Source organism: Micromonospora sp. MGP-C2, from assembly GCF_057766525.1.
In genome coordinates this window covers 2,462,788-2,475,300 of record NZ_JBYMEN010000002.1, presented here as the reverse complement: position 1 = coordinate 2,475,300, position 12,513 = coordinate 2,462,788, and the positions used below count along the sequence as shown (strand labels likewise).

Sequence of the window (12,513 nt, the reverse complement as noted above, 5' to 3'; positions counted from 1 at the left end):
CACAAAGTCGGGGCGTCCTGATGCCAGGGATACCCCGCCATCATGGAAGACGAGTGGATCATGCCCGGCCGCCGCGGCCCGAGGTCAGCGGATGCGGGCCAGGATGCGATCGGCGGGGGCCGGGCGGCCGAAGTGCCAGCCCTGGGCGGCGTCGCAGCCGATCGCCCGCAGTCGCTCAGCCTGCCCGGCGGTTTCCACGCCCTCGGCAGTGACGGTCAGGTCCAGCGCGTGCGCCAGCGAGACCAGCGAGGCGAGGATCCGCTCGTCGGTGCGGCCGACCGACGGCGACCGCAGGCCGGCCACGAACTCCCCGGCCACCTTCAGTTCGGTCACCGGCAGGTCCCGCAGGTACGCCAGGTTGCTGTAGCCGGTGCCGAAGTCGTCGATGGCGATCCGCACCCCGAGGTCGGCCAGGACCCGCAGGGCGCGTACCGGCTCCTCGGCGGTGCTCATCATCGTGCTCTCGGTGATCTCCAGTTGCAGCCGCTCCGGCGGTAGGCCGGTCTGCCGCAGCAACGCGCGGACCTCCTGCACCAGCCCGGGCCGGTGCACCTGGCGTACCGCCAGGTTGACGCTGACGAACGGTGCGGCGGCGCCACCGGCCGACCAGGCCTCCGCCTCGCGGCACGCCTCGGCCAGCACCCACCCACCCAGCTGCACGATCAGGCCGGTCTCCTCGGCCAACCCGATGAAGCTGTCCGGTCGAAGCACCCCCAGCTCCGGGTGCCGCCAACGGACCAGCGCCTCGACGCCGACCAGGCTGCCGTCGCGCAGTGAGGTCAGCGGCTGGTAGTCGAGGTAGAACTCGCCGCGTTCCAGGGCGGCCGGGATGGCGGCGGAGAGCGCGTACCGGGCCAGTTCACGTTGGTTGCGCTCGGCGTCGTAGAGAGCCCAGCGGGCCCCGCCAGCTGCCTTCGCCCAGTGCAGCGTGCTGTCGGCGGCCCGCATCAGGTCGCTGGGGTTGGCACCGGCCACCTGGCGCTCGACGATGCCGATGCTCGCCGAGATCTGCAGCTCGTGCCCGTCGACCAGCGCCGGTGCCCGCACCGCGGCCAGGGCGGTCTCGGCCACCTCCAGCATGTCGTCGGTGCCGCCGCTGCGCTCCACCAGGATGACGAACTCGTCCCCGCCCAGGCGGGCCAGCAGGTGCTCACCCATGGCCTTGCACAACCGCTCGGCCACGGTGACCAGCAGATGGTCGCCAACCTGGTGCCCCAGGGTGTCGTTCACGACCTTGAAGCGGTCCAGGTCCAGGAAGCACACCCCGACCCGCTCCGCGCCCCGGCCCGGCTCGTTCAGCGCGGCGGTGAGCCGCTCGGTGAACAGCGTCCGGTTGGGTAGGCCGGTGAGGGGGTCGTGGGTGGCCTGGTGCCGGAACCGGGCCTCGCTGGCCCGCAGCGCCCGTTCGGCCTGGGTGCGGGCCCTCATCGCGGCCCGGCGGATCGACTCCTGCTCGTCGAGCGTCCGGTCCCGCAACGCGCGGGCGTAGCCGGTCGCCACCGCCGCGAGCAGCCGGGCCATCCGGTCCTCGACGTCCTCGGCCACCAACCCCAGGTCGCGCACAAGGCGGAGCTGGATGACCTCGACTGTACGACCGAGGCCCTCCGCGGAGGCGATGTGCGCGGCGACCAGTTCGGCGCCGACCCGGTGCCCGGCACGCAGGTCGAACGGCTCGGTGAGCAACGCGCCGGCCAGTTGCCCGGTGAGCCGGTGTAGCAGGGTTTCCAGCTGGGCCTGGGTCATCGGCAGATAGCTGGTGCCGGAGACCGCCTTGGCCCAGGCGCGCGCGAACGTGCCCGGGTGGGTGGCCACCTCGGGCAGCTCAGTCACCGAGTCGCCCGACGCCGCCCATGAAGACCGCGCGCTCGGCGTCCTCCGCGCTCTCCGGGGTGTCCGGTCGCCACTCGGGCACCCAGACCACGCCGGGGTCGAGCAGCTCGAACCCGTCGAACAACTCGGTCAACTCGGCGCGGCTGCGCACCCACAGCGGGTTGTCGGTACGCCGGTAGACCCGCTCGGCCTCGGCGCGTTCGTCGTCGCTGCGCCCGTCGTCGCTGGCCTGCGACAGCACGAGGTAGCTGCCAGGGGCCAACGCGTCGCGCAGCGTCCGCAGCAGCTCCGCCGGTCGGTCGTCGTCGGAGACGAAGTGCAGGACGGCCACCACCATCACGGCGACCGGCTGGCTCAGGTCGAGCAGCTTGCGGACGTCGGGGTGGGCCAGGATCGCCTCCGGGCGCCGCAGGTCCTCCTGGACGACCACCGCCCGCTCGTTGCCGGCGAGGATCTCGCGGCTGTGCGCCACGGCCACCGGGTCGACGTCCACATAGACCACCCGTGACTGCGGGTCGAGCCGCTGGGCGATCTCGTGCACGTTGCCGACGGTCGGGATGCCCGAGCCGATGTCCAGGAACTGCCGGATCCCCGCCTCGGCGAGGTGATGCACGGCCCGGCGCAGGAACGCCCGGTTGGCCTGGGCCATCAGCGGCGCCTCCGGCACCGCCGCGACCATCGCCTGCGCCGCGGCTCGGTCAGCGGCGAAGTTGTGGGAGCCGCCGAGGTAGTAGTCGTACATCCGCGCGACGCTCGGGCGCTCGATGTCGATGGTGTCGGGTGCCCAGTCCGGCCGCTGCATGCGTCAACCCCTCGAATCCGCGACGCGAGCGTCGTCGCCCGCGCGGGTATTGTGCACCCGCCACGCACGCCAGACCATAGCGCGCCGGAGGTTGCCCGCCGACGTCGGTCGATACGCGACGGTCCGCGCCTGGCCGAAGCTGGCGCGGACCGTCGGTCGCGACGTCCCGCTCGACGAGCGGGGAAAGGTCAGAACTTGGGAGCGTCCGGTGCCTCGAGCAGGCCGAGCCGGAGTGCGGTCATCAGGGCCTGAGCCCGGTTGGCCGCGCCGAGCTTCTCGTAGAGCTTGGAAATGTGCGTCTTGGCCGTGGACTCGCTGACGAACAGCTGCTTCGCGATGCCCGCCACGCTCATTCCGTCGGCGAGCAGCCGCAGCACCTGTCCCTCCCGCGGTGACAACTGCGGGCCGGACGGGGCGAGCCGACGCTTCATGGCCTCAGCCAGGTCGGCGGCGGTGAACGCGCTGGGGGAGGAGGCGGCGTGCCGTGCGGCGGCCACCACCTCGTCGGCCGGGGCGGTCTTCGGCACGAAGGCGCTCGCTCCGGCCTCCAGGGCGCCGAAGAGCTGGTCGTCGCCCGCGTACATGGTCAGCACCACGATGCCCATCGACGCGCTGGACTTTCGCAGCGCGCGGGTGGCCTCCAGGCCGCTGCCGTCGGGCAGCCGCAGATCCATGATCACCACGTCCGGCTGCAGGGCGCCGGCCTGGCGTACGCCCTCCGCCGCCGTGGCCGCCTCACCGACGACCTCGAACTGGCGGTCGCGCTCGAAGGCGTGCCGCAGGCCCTTGCGAATCAGGTCATGATCGTCAACAAGGAGGACCTTGGTGCGGGTGGCCGGTGTCGGACTTGTGGTCATCCTCGGGTTACTCCCCTTCTGATGGTGCTGCGCTGTCGCGCACGTTGTCTCGCCGGGCCGAGGTGCCGAGAACCACCGCCACGGTCGTGCCGCTGGGTTGCCGCGGCCTGATCTCCAACCGGCCCCGGATACGTTCCGCCCTCTCGGCCATGATCGCAAGACCGTACCGTCCGTCGGGGCGCTGGTCAGCCATCCCCTGACCGTCATCCGACACTTCTATTTGTGCATACGGCGGGTCGATCTCACACGTGACCCACAGATTCGAGGCTCCGGCGTGCTTGCGGGCGTTGGTCACCGCCTCCTGGGCGATGCGCAGCAACTCGGCCTCGGTGGCGGCCGGCAGCCGCGCGGTGGACTCGTCCAGCGAGAGGTGCACCCGCAACCCTCCGGACGCGCCGACGGTGCGCGCGTACTCGGCGATCGCCGCGGCCAGCCCGCCCTGCCGGTCCACCTCGCTGCGCAGCTCGAAGAGGCTCAGCCGCAGCTCCTGGATCACCCGGGTCACCTCGGCGCGCAGCGTACGCAGGGCCTCGGCGGTCTCATCGGCGTCGTCGAAGACGGTGGCCAGGGCGTTGTCGATGCCGTAGCCGACCATCACCAGCTCCTGCGCCACCCCGTCGTGGATCTCCCGGGCCAGCCGCTGCCGCTCCTCGTTGGTGGCCAGCGAACGCACCTCGTCGAAGAGCAGCGCCGCCTCCAGCCGCAGCGCGGCCGGGCGGGTCAGCGCGGTCACCCGGGACACCACCGGCGGCGGGTATGCGTGCGCGGCGTCCGCCTCCAGGGCCACCAGCCCCACCGTGCGTACCCCGGCGACCAGCGGAACGATCAGCGCGGACACGTCGCCGCCACGGTGCGAGCGGGACTGCGAGCGCGCGGCCGTCGTGGCCTGCTGGCTGGCCCAGGCGTCGGCGATGGCCGAGTCCGCGTCGAGTGTCGTCTCCCAGTCCACCCGGTCGACGCCGGCCTGGGCGAGCACCACGAGCCGGCCGCCGCCACTGGCCGACAGCACCGCGCCCCGGTCGGCCTGGGCCACCGTGCGCAACTCCTCCAGCAGGTGCTCGGAGATGCCGCCCGGATCCAGGGTGGCCCCGGGCAGCTGCCGGGCGACCGTCCGCAGCTGGGTGAGCAGTCGGGTGGCCTCGGCGTACGGCTGGGGTTTGCCCTCGTTGCGGACGGCCATCACCCGGTGCAGGGTGCCGGCGGCGTAGAGCCCCAGCGCCGCCAGGATGAGCCACTGCGCGCAGACCGCGAGGTATCCGAGCTGGCCGAGCTGGGGCCCTCCGCCGACCTGGGTCAGCGCGCCGCTGACCAGCAGGGTGGCGGCGGTGACCGCGAGTAGGGCGGTGCCCTCGGAGAAGCGGCGGCGCAGCGCGGTGACGGTCACCGGGACCGCCAGGTAGGGGAGCACCGCCGAGGCGCCGAGGCCGTCGACGGTGCCGCCGATCGACGCGACCGCCGCCACGTGACTCGCGGCGAGGCCCAGCACCACCACCTCCGCCACCCGGCTCAGCGGCGCGATCAGCCGGTGTTGCGGGGCGAGCAGGGACGGCAGCCCGGCCACCGCCAGCAACGCGATCCACCACAGCTGGCCGACGTCACGGGTGGCGAAAAGGGTCAGGACGGCGATCAGCGCCAGCATCACCAGGCGGGCGGCCGCGGCGAGGGGATGCGGGTGCGGTGCGGTTGCTGTGGATGCGGGCACGTGACGGATGGTAGTCAGCCTCGGTAGATATCGGCGATCTCCGCCGCGTACGTCTTGTGGACAACCTGGCGTTTGACCTTGAGCGACGGGGTCAGTTCGCCGGTCGCCTCCGTGAAGTCGCGGGGCAGGACCCGGAACACCTTGATCGCCTCGGCCTTGGAGACGGCCTGGTTCGCCGTGTCGATCGCGGTCTGGATCTCCTGACGCAGGCCCTCGTGCTCGCGCAGCTGCTCGACGGTGGTGTCGGCGGGCATCCCGGCGCTCTGCAGCCAGGCCGGCAGCGCCTCCTCGTCGACGGTGACCAGTGCCGCGATGAACGGCTTGCTGTCACCGACCACGACACACTGGCTGATCAACGGGTGCGCCCGGACCAGGTCCTCCAGCACCGCCGGGGCGACGTTCTTGCCGCCAGCGGTGACGATCAGCTCCTTCTTGCGGCCGGTGATGGTGAGGTAACCATCGGTGTCGAGGTGACCCAGGTCGCCGGTGCGGAACCATCCGTCGGCGCTGATCGCCTCGGCGGTCGCCGTCTCGTTGCCCCAGTAGCCCTGGAAGATCAACTCGCCGGAGATCAGGATCTCGCCGTCGTCCTCGATCCGTACGGTCACGCCGGGGAACGGGCGGCCGACGGTGCCGATCCGGGTGCCGTCCGGCAGGTTCGATGCGGCGGCGGGTGAGGTCTCGGTCAGGCCGTAGCCCTCCAGGATCGTCACGCCGATGCCCCGGAAGAAGTGACCGAGTCGGGCGCCGAGCGGTGCGCCCCCGGAGATGGCATCGCGGCACCGGCCGCCGAGCGCGGCGCGCAGCTTGCGGTAGACCAGCCGGTCGAAGACCACGTGCTGGGCGCGCAGCGCCAGGCCAGGTCCGCCCGGGGTCTCCAGAGCCTCGCTGTACGCGATGGCGACCTGCTCGGCTCGGGCGAAGATTCGCCCCTTGCCGTCCGATTCGGCCTTCTGCTTGGCCGCGTTGTAGACCTTCTCGAACACCCGGGGTACGGAGAGCACGAAGGTCGGCTTGAACCCCTGCAGCTCGGCGACCAGGTTCTTGGTGTCCGCGCAGTGACCCATGGTGACCCTGGCCTGCACGACGCCGATCTGGATCAGCCGGGCGAAGGCGTGCGCCAGCGGCAGGAAGAGCAGGGTGCTCGCGCCGGGGTTGAACAGGTTCGGCAACACCGGCACCGCGTTGGCGATGTCGGCGTACATGTTGCGGTGGGTGAGCACACAACCCTTGGGCCGGCCGGTGGTGCCGCTGGTGTAGATGATCGTGGCGAGGTCGCCGGCGTGGACGGCCTTGCGCCGCCGCTCGACCTCGGCCAGTTCGACGCCGGCACCGCTGGTGACCAGCTCGTCGACCCCGCCCCGGTCGATCTGCCAGACGTGGTTCAGCTCGGGCAGCCGGTGCCGGACGCCGGCGACCAGGGCGGCGTGCGCCTCGGTCTCCACCACCACGGCGGTCGCGTTGGAATCCTCGAGGATCCACGCGGCCTGCTCGGCGCTGGAGGTCTCGTAGATCGGCACGGTGACCGCGCCGACGGTCCAGATGGCGTAGTCCAGCAGCGTCCACTCGTAGCGGGTGCGGCTCATCAGGCCGACCCGTACACCGGGCTCGATGCCGGCGGCGATGAGCCCGCGGGCGACGGCGGCCACCTCGTCCCGGAACTGGAGGCACGTCACCTCGGTCCAGGCGGTGACGGCGCCCTCAGCGCTCGCGGTGGGGCGGGCGAACTGGACGGCGTCGGGCGCGACCTCGGCGTTGTCCCAGACCGGATCGGTGAGGTTGGCCGCGTCGCCAACGGTGACGATCGGCGGGACGGAGAACTCGCGCACCTGCACTCCTTCGTGCTCGCACTGGTCGGGCCAGCCGTCACCCGTGGGTGTCGGCTGTGTCGAAACCTACCTGGTGAGCACCGGCACACCGCCAACGCCCGGGGCTGTTCCGGCCGCCTGCGGGCCTCGGGACGTGCCGACGGGGGCGGCGCGGCACACCGGCGGTACCCGCCGGGTAGCCTCGCCCCATGGCGGACTCCTCCACCCAGTCGATCATCATCGGCGCCGCACCGGACCGGGTGGCGGCGGTCATCTGCGACTTCGGGCGCTACCCGGAGTGGACCGACGCGTTGCGCCGCGCCGAGGTCGTCGAGGAGTACGAGGACGGCTACGCCAGCCAGGTGCGCTTCACCATCGACGCCGGGGTGATGGCCGACGAGTACGTGCTCGCCTACGAGTACGCCGAGGACCTGTCCCGCATCGAGTGGCACCTCGTCGCGCCCTCGAAGATGCAGAAGAGCCAGCGCGGGTCGTACGACCTGGTGGGCAACCCGGACGGCAGCACCACGGTGACCTACACGCTGGAGGTCGACCTGTCGGTGGGAATGCTCGGGATGTTTCGCCGCAAAGCCGAGAAGATGATCATGGACACCGCGTTGAAGCAGCTCAAGCGCCGGGTAGAAGCAACCGGTGCGGCGCAGTGACGTGTCCGGTGGCACGGTAGAGGAGCCGAGGGTGGGCGGAACGGATCCGGGTTCGGCCCGGGAAGAGGCGGAGCGGCTGGTCGCCACACTGCTGGCGGGGGCGCGACTGGCCTCCGCAGGCTCGGCGGGCGGCGCGTTCGGCTCGCTGGGCGGGGTGCTGGCCGGTGTCCTCGGTCACAGTGCCGACCCGGACGGGCGTCCCGGCCCCGGAGGTGCTTTCGCCACCGGATCGCCCGAATGCTGCGTCTGCCCGGTCTGTCGGGGCATCGCCGCGTTGCGTGACCCGAGTCCGGAATTCGCCGAACGTCTCGCGACCGGCGCCGGAGACCTGGCGGCGGGCGTCGCCAGCCTGCTCCGCGCGTTCTCCCCGGCGGAGCCGCCCTCGACGAACCCCTCCGAGCCACCACTCGAGCAACCCACCCGGACCGCGCCGGCACCGGCCGCGAGCACCGACGACGTGCTCCCGCAGCCGGCACCGGACGAGCCGCCCGCCACGGCCGGTGACAACCACGTGTGGCGCGATGCCACCCGCACCGGGCATGATTCTCAGCCGGCGCCGGAGCGGGATGTCTGGTCGGTCGCCACCCGGACGGCGGACCCACTCGCCCCGGCCGCCGCACCACCCGTCGACGAGGCCGGGTCGGCGACCGTACCGGCACCGACCACCCGTCCCGTGGTGCCCGCCTCGCGGGTGCCCGACGACACCGACGCGGAAGCATCGGGCGACGGCGCCTGAGCGCGGGACATTTCCGACCCGGACCGGCATGCCGCCGGGACACGGGCCGGACGGGCACAGCAGAGGGGGGCGGCAGCGGTGACGCTGACCATCGGAGTCGACGTCGGTGGCACGAAGGTGGCCGGCGGTGTCGTGGACGACACCGGCACGGTCCTCGTGCAGACCCGACGGGACACTCCCGCCGATGACGTCGGCAAGACCCGAGACGTCATCATCGAGCTGGTCGGCGAGCTGGCAGCCGGGCGGACGATCGAGGCCGTGGGCATCGGCGCGGCCGGCTGGATCGACGCCAGCCGCTCGACAGTGCTCTTCGCCCCCAACCTGGCCTGGCGCGACGAACCGCTGCGCGAGTACGTCAGCAAGGCCATCGGTCTGCCGGTGATCGTGGAGAACGACGGAAACGTGGCCGCCTGGGCCGAGTTCCGGTACGGCGCCGCCCGCGACGCCGACGACTCCATGATCATGTTCACCATCGGCACCGGCGTCGGCGGCGGCATCGTCCTCGGCGGCGAGCTGATGCGCGGCGCGCACGGCATCGCCGCGGAGCTGGGCCACATGCTGGCCGTTCCGGACGGGCACCAGTGCGGCTGCGGCCGGCTGGGCTGCATCGAGCAGTACGCCAGCGGCAGCGCCCTCGTACGCTTCGCCCGGGCCGGCGCCCGCCAGGAGCCCAACCGGGCCACCGCGCTGCTCGACCTGGCCGGCGGCGAGGTCGAGGCGATCACCGGCCCGATGGTGACCGCCGCCGCGCAGGGCGGTGACCTGATCTCCGCCGAGGCGTTCGCCCAGATCGGCCGGTGGCTGGGCACCAGCCTCGCCGACATGGCGCAGATCCTCGACCCGCAGACCCTGGTAGTGGGCGGCGGTGTGATCGACGCCGGTGACCTGCTGCTCGGCCCGACCCGCCGCTCGTACCTCGACGCGCTCGCCCAGCGTGGTCGCCTGGCGGTGGCCGAGGTGCTCCCGGCGGAGCTGGGCAACAGCGCCGGCGTGATCGGTGCCGCCGACCTGGCCCGCCGGATCTGAGGCGGTCCACCGATGGGCGTACCGCTGCGGGTCGTGTCGTACAACATCCACAGCCAGCGCGACGACACCGCCGCGCTGGCGGCCGTGGTCCGGGCCGCGCGGCCGGACGTGGTCATCGTGCAGGAGGGACCGCGCCGGTTCCGGTGGCGGCAGAAGTCCGCCACGCTGGCCGAGTCGTTCGGCCTGGTGGTGGCCGCCGGCGGCCTGCCTGCGCTGGGCAACCTGCTGTTGACCAGTCTGCGGGTCCAGGTGCGGGCCACCCGGTGCCAGCGCTTCCCGCTGACCCCCGGCCGGCACCTGCGCGGCGCCGCGTACGCCGAATGCCGGGTCGGCGGCGCCCGCTTCACCCTCGCCGGCTCGCACCTGTCCACCGACCCGGGTGAGCGTCCGACCCAGGCCGCCGAGTTCAAGCGTGGGCTGGACGAGGCGACCAGCCCGGTGCTGGCCGGGGCGGACCTCAACGAGGGCCCGGACGGGCCGGCGTGGGCGACCGTGTCGCGCGGGTTGACCGACGCCGCGGTGGCGGCCGACCGGGCGGACCGGCTCACCTACTCCTGCGCCGAGCCGCGCCGACGCATCGACGCGCTCTTCGTCGACCCGCGGATCACCGTGGTCGACTACGACGTGGTGGACACCCCGCAGACCCGCCGGGCCAGCGACCACTTTCCGGTCCTGGTCGACCTGCTGCTGCCCGACGCCGACTGACCCCCGAGGCCGGTTCGACAGTCGACGCTTCCGCGTCAGGGCTGGACATCCGGCTCCGTTGTGGAGAGGATTTCGCGGCGACCGGCACGCCTGCCGTACCAAAAGGAGATGTTTCGGTGTCCACCTCCACCGACCACGGCCGGCCCGACCCCGAAGCGATCCCGTCCGCGCTGAGCAGCGACGGTCGCCCGGTCTCCGACCGGGGCGACACGGTCTGCGTCATCGGGGCCGGGGCCAGCGGCCTGACGGCCATCAAGAACCTGCGCGAGCACGACTTCGGCGTCGACTGCTACGAGCGGGAGACCGGTGTCGGCGGCGCCTGGAACTGGCGACACGACCGCAGCCCGGTGTACGCCAGCACCCACCTGCTGTCGTCGAAGCCGTTCACCCAGTTCCCCGACTTCCCGATGCCGGACTCCTGGCCGGACTACCCGCACCACAGTCAGCTGCTGTCGTACTTCGAGCGCTACGCCGACCACTTCGACCTGCGCTCGCACATCTGGTTCGGCACCGAGGTGATCCGGGTCGAACCCGCCGAGGGGGACCGGTGGGACGTCACCACCCGCTCCACCGGCGGGTACGGCCCGGAGCGCACCGCCCGGTACGCCGCCGTGGTGATCGCCAACGGTCACAACTGGTCGCCGAAGCTGCCCCGCTACGAGGGGCTGGAGGAGTTCCGCGGCGAGATCATGCACGCCTCGTCCTACAAGGACCCGGCGCAGCTGCGCGGCAAGCGGGTGCTGGTGGTCGGTGCCGGCAACACTGGCTGCGACATCGCCGTCGAGGCCGCCCAGCAGGCATCGCGCTGCTGGCACTCCACCCGGCGCGGCTACTGGTACGCGCCGAAGTACGTGCTCGGCCGCCCCGCCGACCAGGTGAACGACACCCTGCTGGCGCTGCGCGTGCCGCTGCGGGTGCGGCAGTGGCTCTACCACTGGACGCTGCGCCTGACCGTCGGCGACCTGACCCGCTTCGGCCTGCCCAAACCCGACCACCGGGTGTACGAGACGCACCCCATCGCGAACAGCCAGCTCGTCTACTACGTGGGCCACGGCGCGATCGGCCCGGTGCCGGACATCGCCCGGTTCCACCCGTACGCGGTGGAGCTGGCCGACGGCCGCCAGATCGACCCCGAGGTGGTCATCTTCGCCACCGGCTACCTGCCGCGCTTCGAGTTTCTCGACGCCTCGGTGTTCGGTGACAGCGCCGGCGCGGGTCGGCCCACGCTGTGGCTCAACGCGTTCACCCCGGGGCACCCGACGCTGGCGGTCGCCGGCCTGTTGCAGCCGGACTCCGGGTTGTTCACCCTGTCGCACTGGCAGACGGTGCTCTTCGCCCGCCTGCTGCGGGCTCGCCGTGACCGGCCGGAGCGGGCCGCCGCGTTCGCGTCCCGGGTGCGTGACCGTGCCGGTGAGCGCTACTCCGGGCAGGTCAAGGAGAGCAGCCGGCACTGGTTCGAGGTCGGTCACGCCGACTACCTGCGCGCCATCCAGCGCGCCCTGCACGACCTGGAGGCCAAGTGAGATCCCCGGTCGCGGACGAAAGGCAGACCAGTGACTGAGCTGCGGATCATGCGAGGCCGGGAGTGGTCGCGTCCGGTCCGGCCGGCGCGGCGGGAGGTGCTCAGCGCCCTTCCCGAGCTGGAGCAGGGGCGGCCGCCGCTGCTCTTCGTACCCGGGTTCGGGCACGGCGCGTGGGCGTTCGCCGAGCACTGGTTGGGTCACGCCGCGTCGCGGGGCTTCCCGGCGTACGCGGTGAGCCTGCGGGGGCACGGTGGCAGCGAGCCGGCGCCGGACGCGACGCTGCGGGCGTACGCCCATGATGTGGTCCAGGTGGCCGCGAGCCTGCCGCGGCAGGCGGTGCTGGTCGGGCACGGCGCCGGGGCCCTGGTGGTGGCGCACGCGTTGGCCCGCTACCCGGCGCGGGGCGCGGTGCTGGTGGCACCCGTCTTCGGCGGTTGGGGAGTGCTGGGTGCGGCGCTGCGCCGGAACCCGGCGGGCACGCTGCCGGCGGTGTTCGGCGGACCGCTGCGGCTCAACCGCGCTCAGTTGTTCAGCCGTGAGTTGCCCGACGAGGAGGCCCGACGGCACGTCGGACGTCTCGGTCGGGCGGGCCGCCGGGCGCAGTGGGCGCTGCTGGGCGAGCCGGAGGCCGAGCCGGCCGTGGGCTCGCCTCCGGTGCTGGTGCTGGGCAGCCCGGACGACCGGGTGGTGCCGGCGTCGACGTTGACCCGGGTGGCCCGCCGGTACGGTTCGGCCCCGCTGCTCTTCCCCGCGATGGGCCACGACCTGATGCTGGACGCGCGGTGGGCGGAGCCGATCGACGCGATCCTGGACTGGCTGGAGAAGGAGCCCGCGGCGGCACACTGAGCCTTCGGGCGCG

11 protein-coding genes are annotated in these 12,513 nt (G+C 72.6%); 6 read left to right on the top strand and 5 right to left on the bottom strand.

Annotated elements, in window-relative coordinates; all coding sequences use genetic code 11:
- Positions 1-84: 84 nt before the first annotated feature.
- The 5 genes from AC3CF1_RS10850 to AC3CF1_RS10830 form a co-directional block, all read right to left on the bottom strand.
- Entirely contained in the window at positions 85-1,743 is a 1,659-nt protein-coding gene (locus AC3CF1_RS10850; protein WP_355161551.1) for a putative bifunctional diguanylate cyclase/phosphodiesterase, read from the bottom strand.
- A gap of 79 nt (positions 1,744-1,822) precedes the next feature.
- Positions 1,823-2,632, bottom strand: coding sequence for an SAM-dependent methyltransferase (locus tag AC3CF1_RS10845; RefSeq protein WP_088949437.1), 810 nt, complete (start codon positions 2,630-2,632; stop codon positions 1,823-1,825).
- Between the two features lie 188 nt (positions 2,633-2,820).
- On the bottom strand, positions 2,821-3,489 hold the full coding sequence (locus AC3CF1_RS10840; RefSeq protein ID WP_007072219.1) for a response regulator transcription factor: 669 nt from the start codon (positions 3,487-3,489) through the stop codon (positions 2,821-2,823).
- 7 nt (positions 3,490-3,496) lie between these two features.
- Positions 3,497-5,191: a sensor histidine kinase gene (locus tag AC3CF1_RS10835; protein WP_488450346.1), complete on the bottom strand. Its 1,695-nt coding sequence runs from the start codon at positions 5,189-5,191 to the stop codon at positions 3,497-3,499.
- Between the two features lie 14 nt (positions 5,192-5,205).
- Positions 5,206-7,020, bottom strand: a complete 1,815-nt coding sequence (locus tag AC3CF1_RS10830; RefSeq protein ID WP_488450344.1) for an AMP-dependent synthetase/ligase — start codon at positions 7,018-7,020, stop codon at positions 5,206-5,208.
- 188 nt (positions 7,021-7,208) lie between these two features.
- On the opposite strand from AC3CF1_RS10830, the gene AC3CF1_RS10825 reads away from it, so the two are divergent.
- The 6 genes from AC3CF1_RS10825 (at position 7,209) to AC3CF1_RS10800 (ending at position 12,500) form a co-directional block, all read left to right on the top strand.
- The gene (locus tag AC3CF1_RS10825; RefSeq protein WP_088949435.1) at positions 7,209-7,664 is read left to right on the top strand and encodes an SRPBCC family protein; all 456 of its coding nucleotides are present in this window, start codon (positions 7,209-7,211) and stop codon (positions 7,662-7,664) included.
- 31 nt (positions 7,665-7,695) lie between these two features.
- Positions 7,696-8,400, top strand: a complete 705-nt coding sequence (locus AC3CF1_RS10820) for a hypothetical protein (protein WP_488450342.1) — start codon at positions 7,696-7,698, stop codon at positions 8,398-8,400.
- A gap of 78 nt (positions 8,401-8,478) precedes the next feature.
- A complete protein-coding gene (locus AC3CF1_RS10815) occupies positions 8,479-9,426 on the top strand; it encodes an ROK family glucokinase (protein WP_328381712.1) in 948 nt (315 codons plus the stop codon).
- A gap of 12 nt (positions 9,427-9,438) precedes the next feature.
- Positions 9,439-10,131 carry an endonuclease/exonuclease/phosphatase family protein gene (locus tag AC3CF1_RS10810; protein WP_354983529.1) on the top strand — a complete coding sequence of 231 codons (693 nt, stop codon included), beginning with the start codon at positions 9,439-9,441 and terminating at the stop codon, positions 10,129-10,131.
- Positions 10,132-10,247: 116 nt separating this feature from the next.
- Positions 10,248-11,654, top strand: coding sequence for a flavin-containing monooxygenase (locus AC3CF1_RS10805; RefSeq protein WP_328381715.1), 1,407 nt, complete (start codon positions 10,248-10,250; stop codon positions 11,652-11,654).
- A 48-nt stretch (positions 11,655-11,702) separates the two neighbouring features.
- Positions 11,703-12,500 (top strand): alpha/beta hydrolase, encoded by a 798-nt coding sequence (locus tag AC3CF1_RS10800; RefSeq protein ID WP_355161549.1) that lies wholly within the window; start codon positions 11,703-11,705, stop codon positions 12,498-12,500.
- The last annotated feature ends 13 nt before the right edge of the window (positions 12,501-12,513 follow it).

Coding starts and splice junctions, on each gene's coding strand:
- AC3CF1_RS10825 (WP_088949435.1), top strand. CDS start 7,209: ATGGCGGACTCCTCCACCCAGTCGATCATCATCGGCGCCGCACCGGAC.
- AC3CF1_RS10810 (WP_354983529.1), top strand. CDS start 9,439: ATGGGCGTACCGCTGCGGGTCGTGTCGTACAACATCCACAGCCAGCGC.
- AC3CF1_RS10850 (WP_355161551.1), bottom strand. CDS start 1,743: ATGACCCAGGCCCAGCTGGAAACCCTGCTACACCGGCTCACCGGGCAA.
- AC3CF1_RS10800 (WP_355161549.1), top strand. CDS start 11,703: ATGCGAGGCCGGGAGTGGTCGCGTCCGGTCCGGCCGGCGCGGCGGGAG.
- AC3CF1_RS10845 (WP_088949437.1), bottom strand. CDS start 2,632: ATGCAGCGGCCGGACTGGGCACCCGACACCATCGACATCGAGCGCCCG.
- AC3CF1_RS10840 (WP_007072219.1), bottom strand. CDS start 3,489: ATGACCACAAGTCCGACACCGGCCACCCGCACCAAGGTCCTCCTTGTT.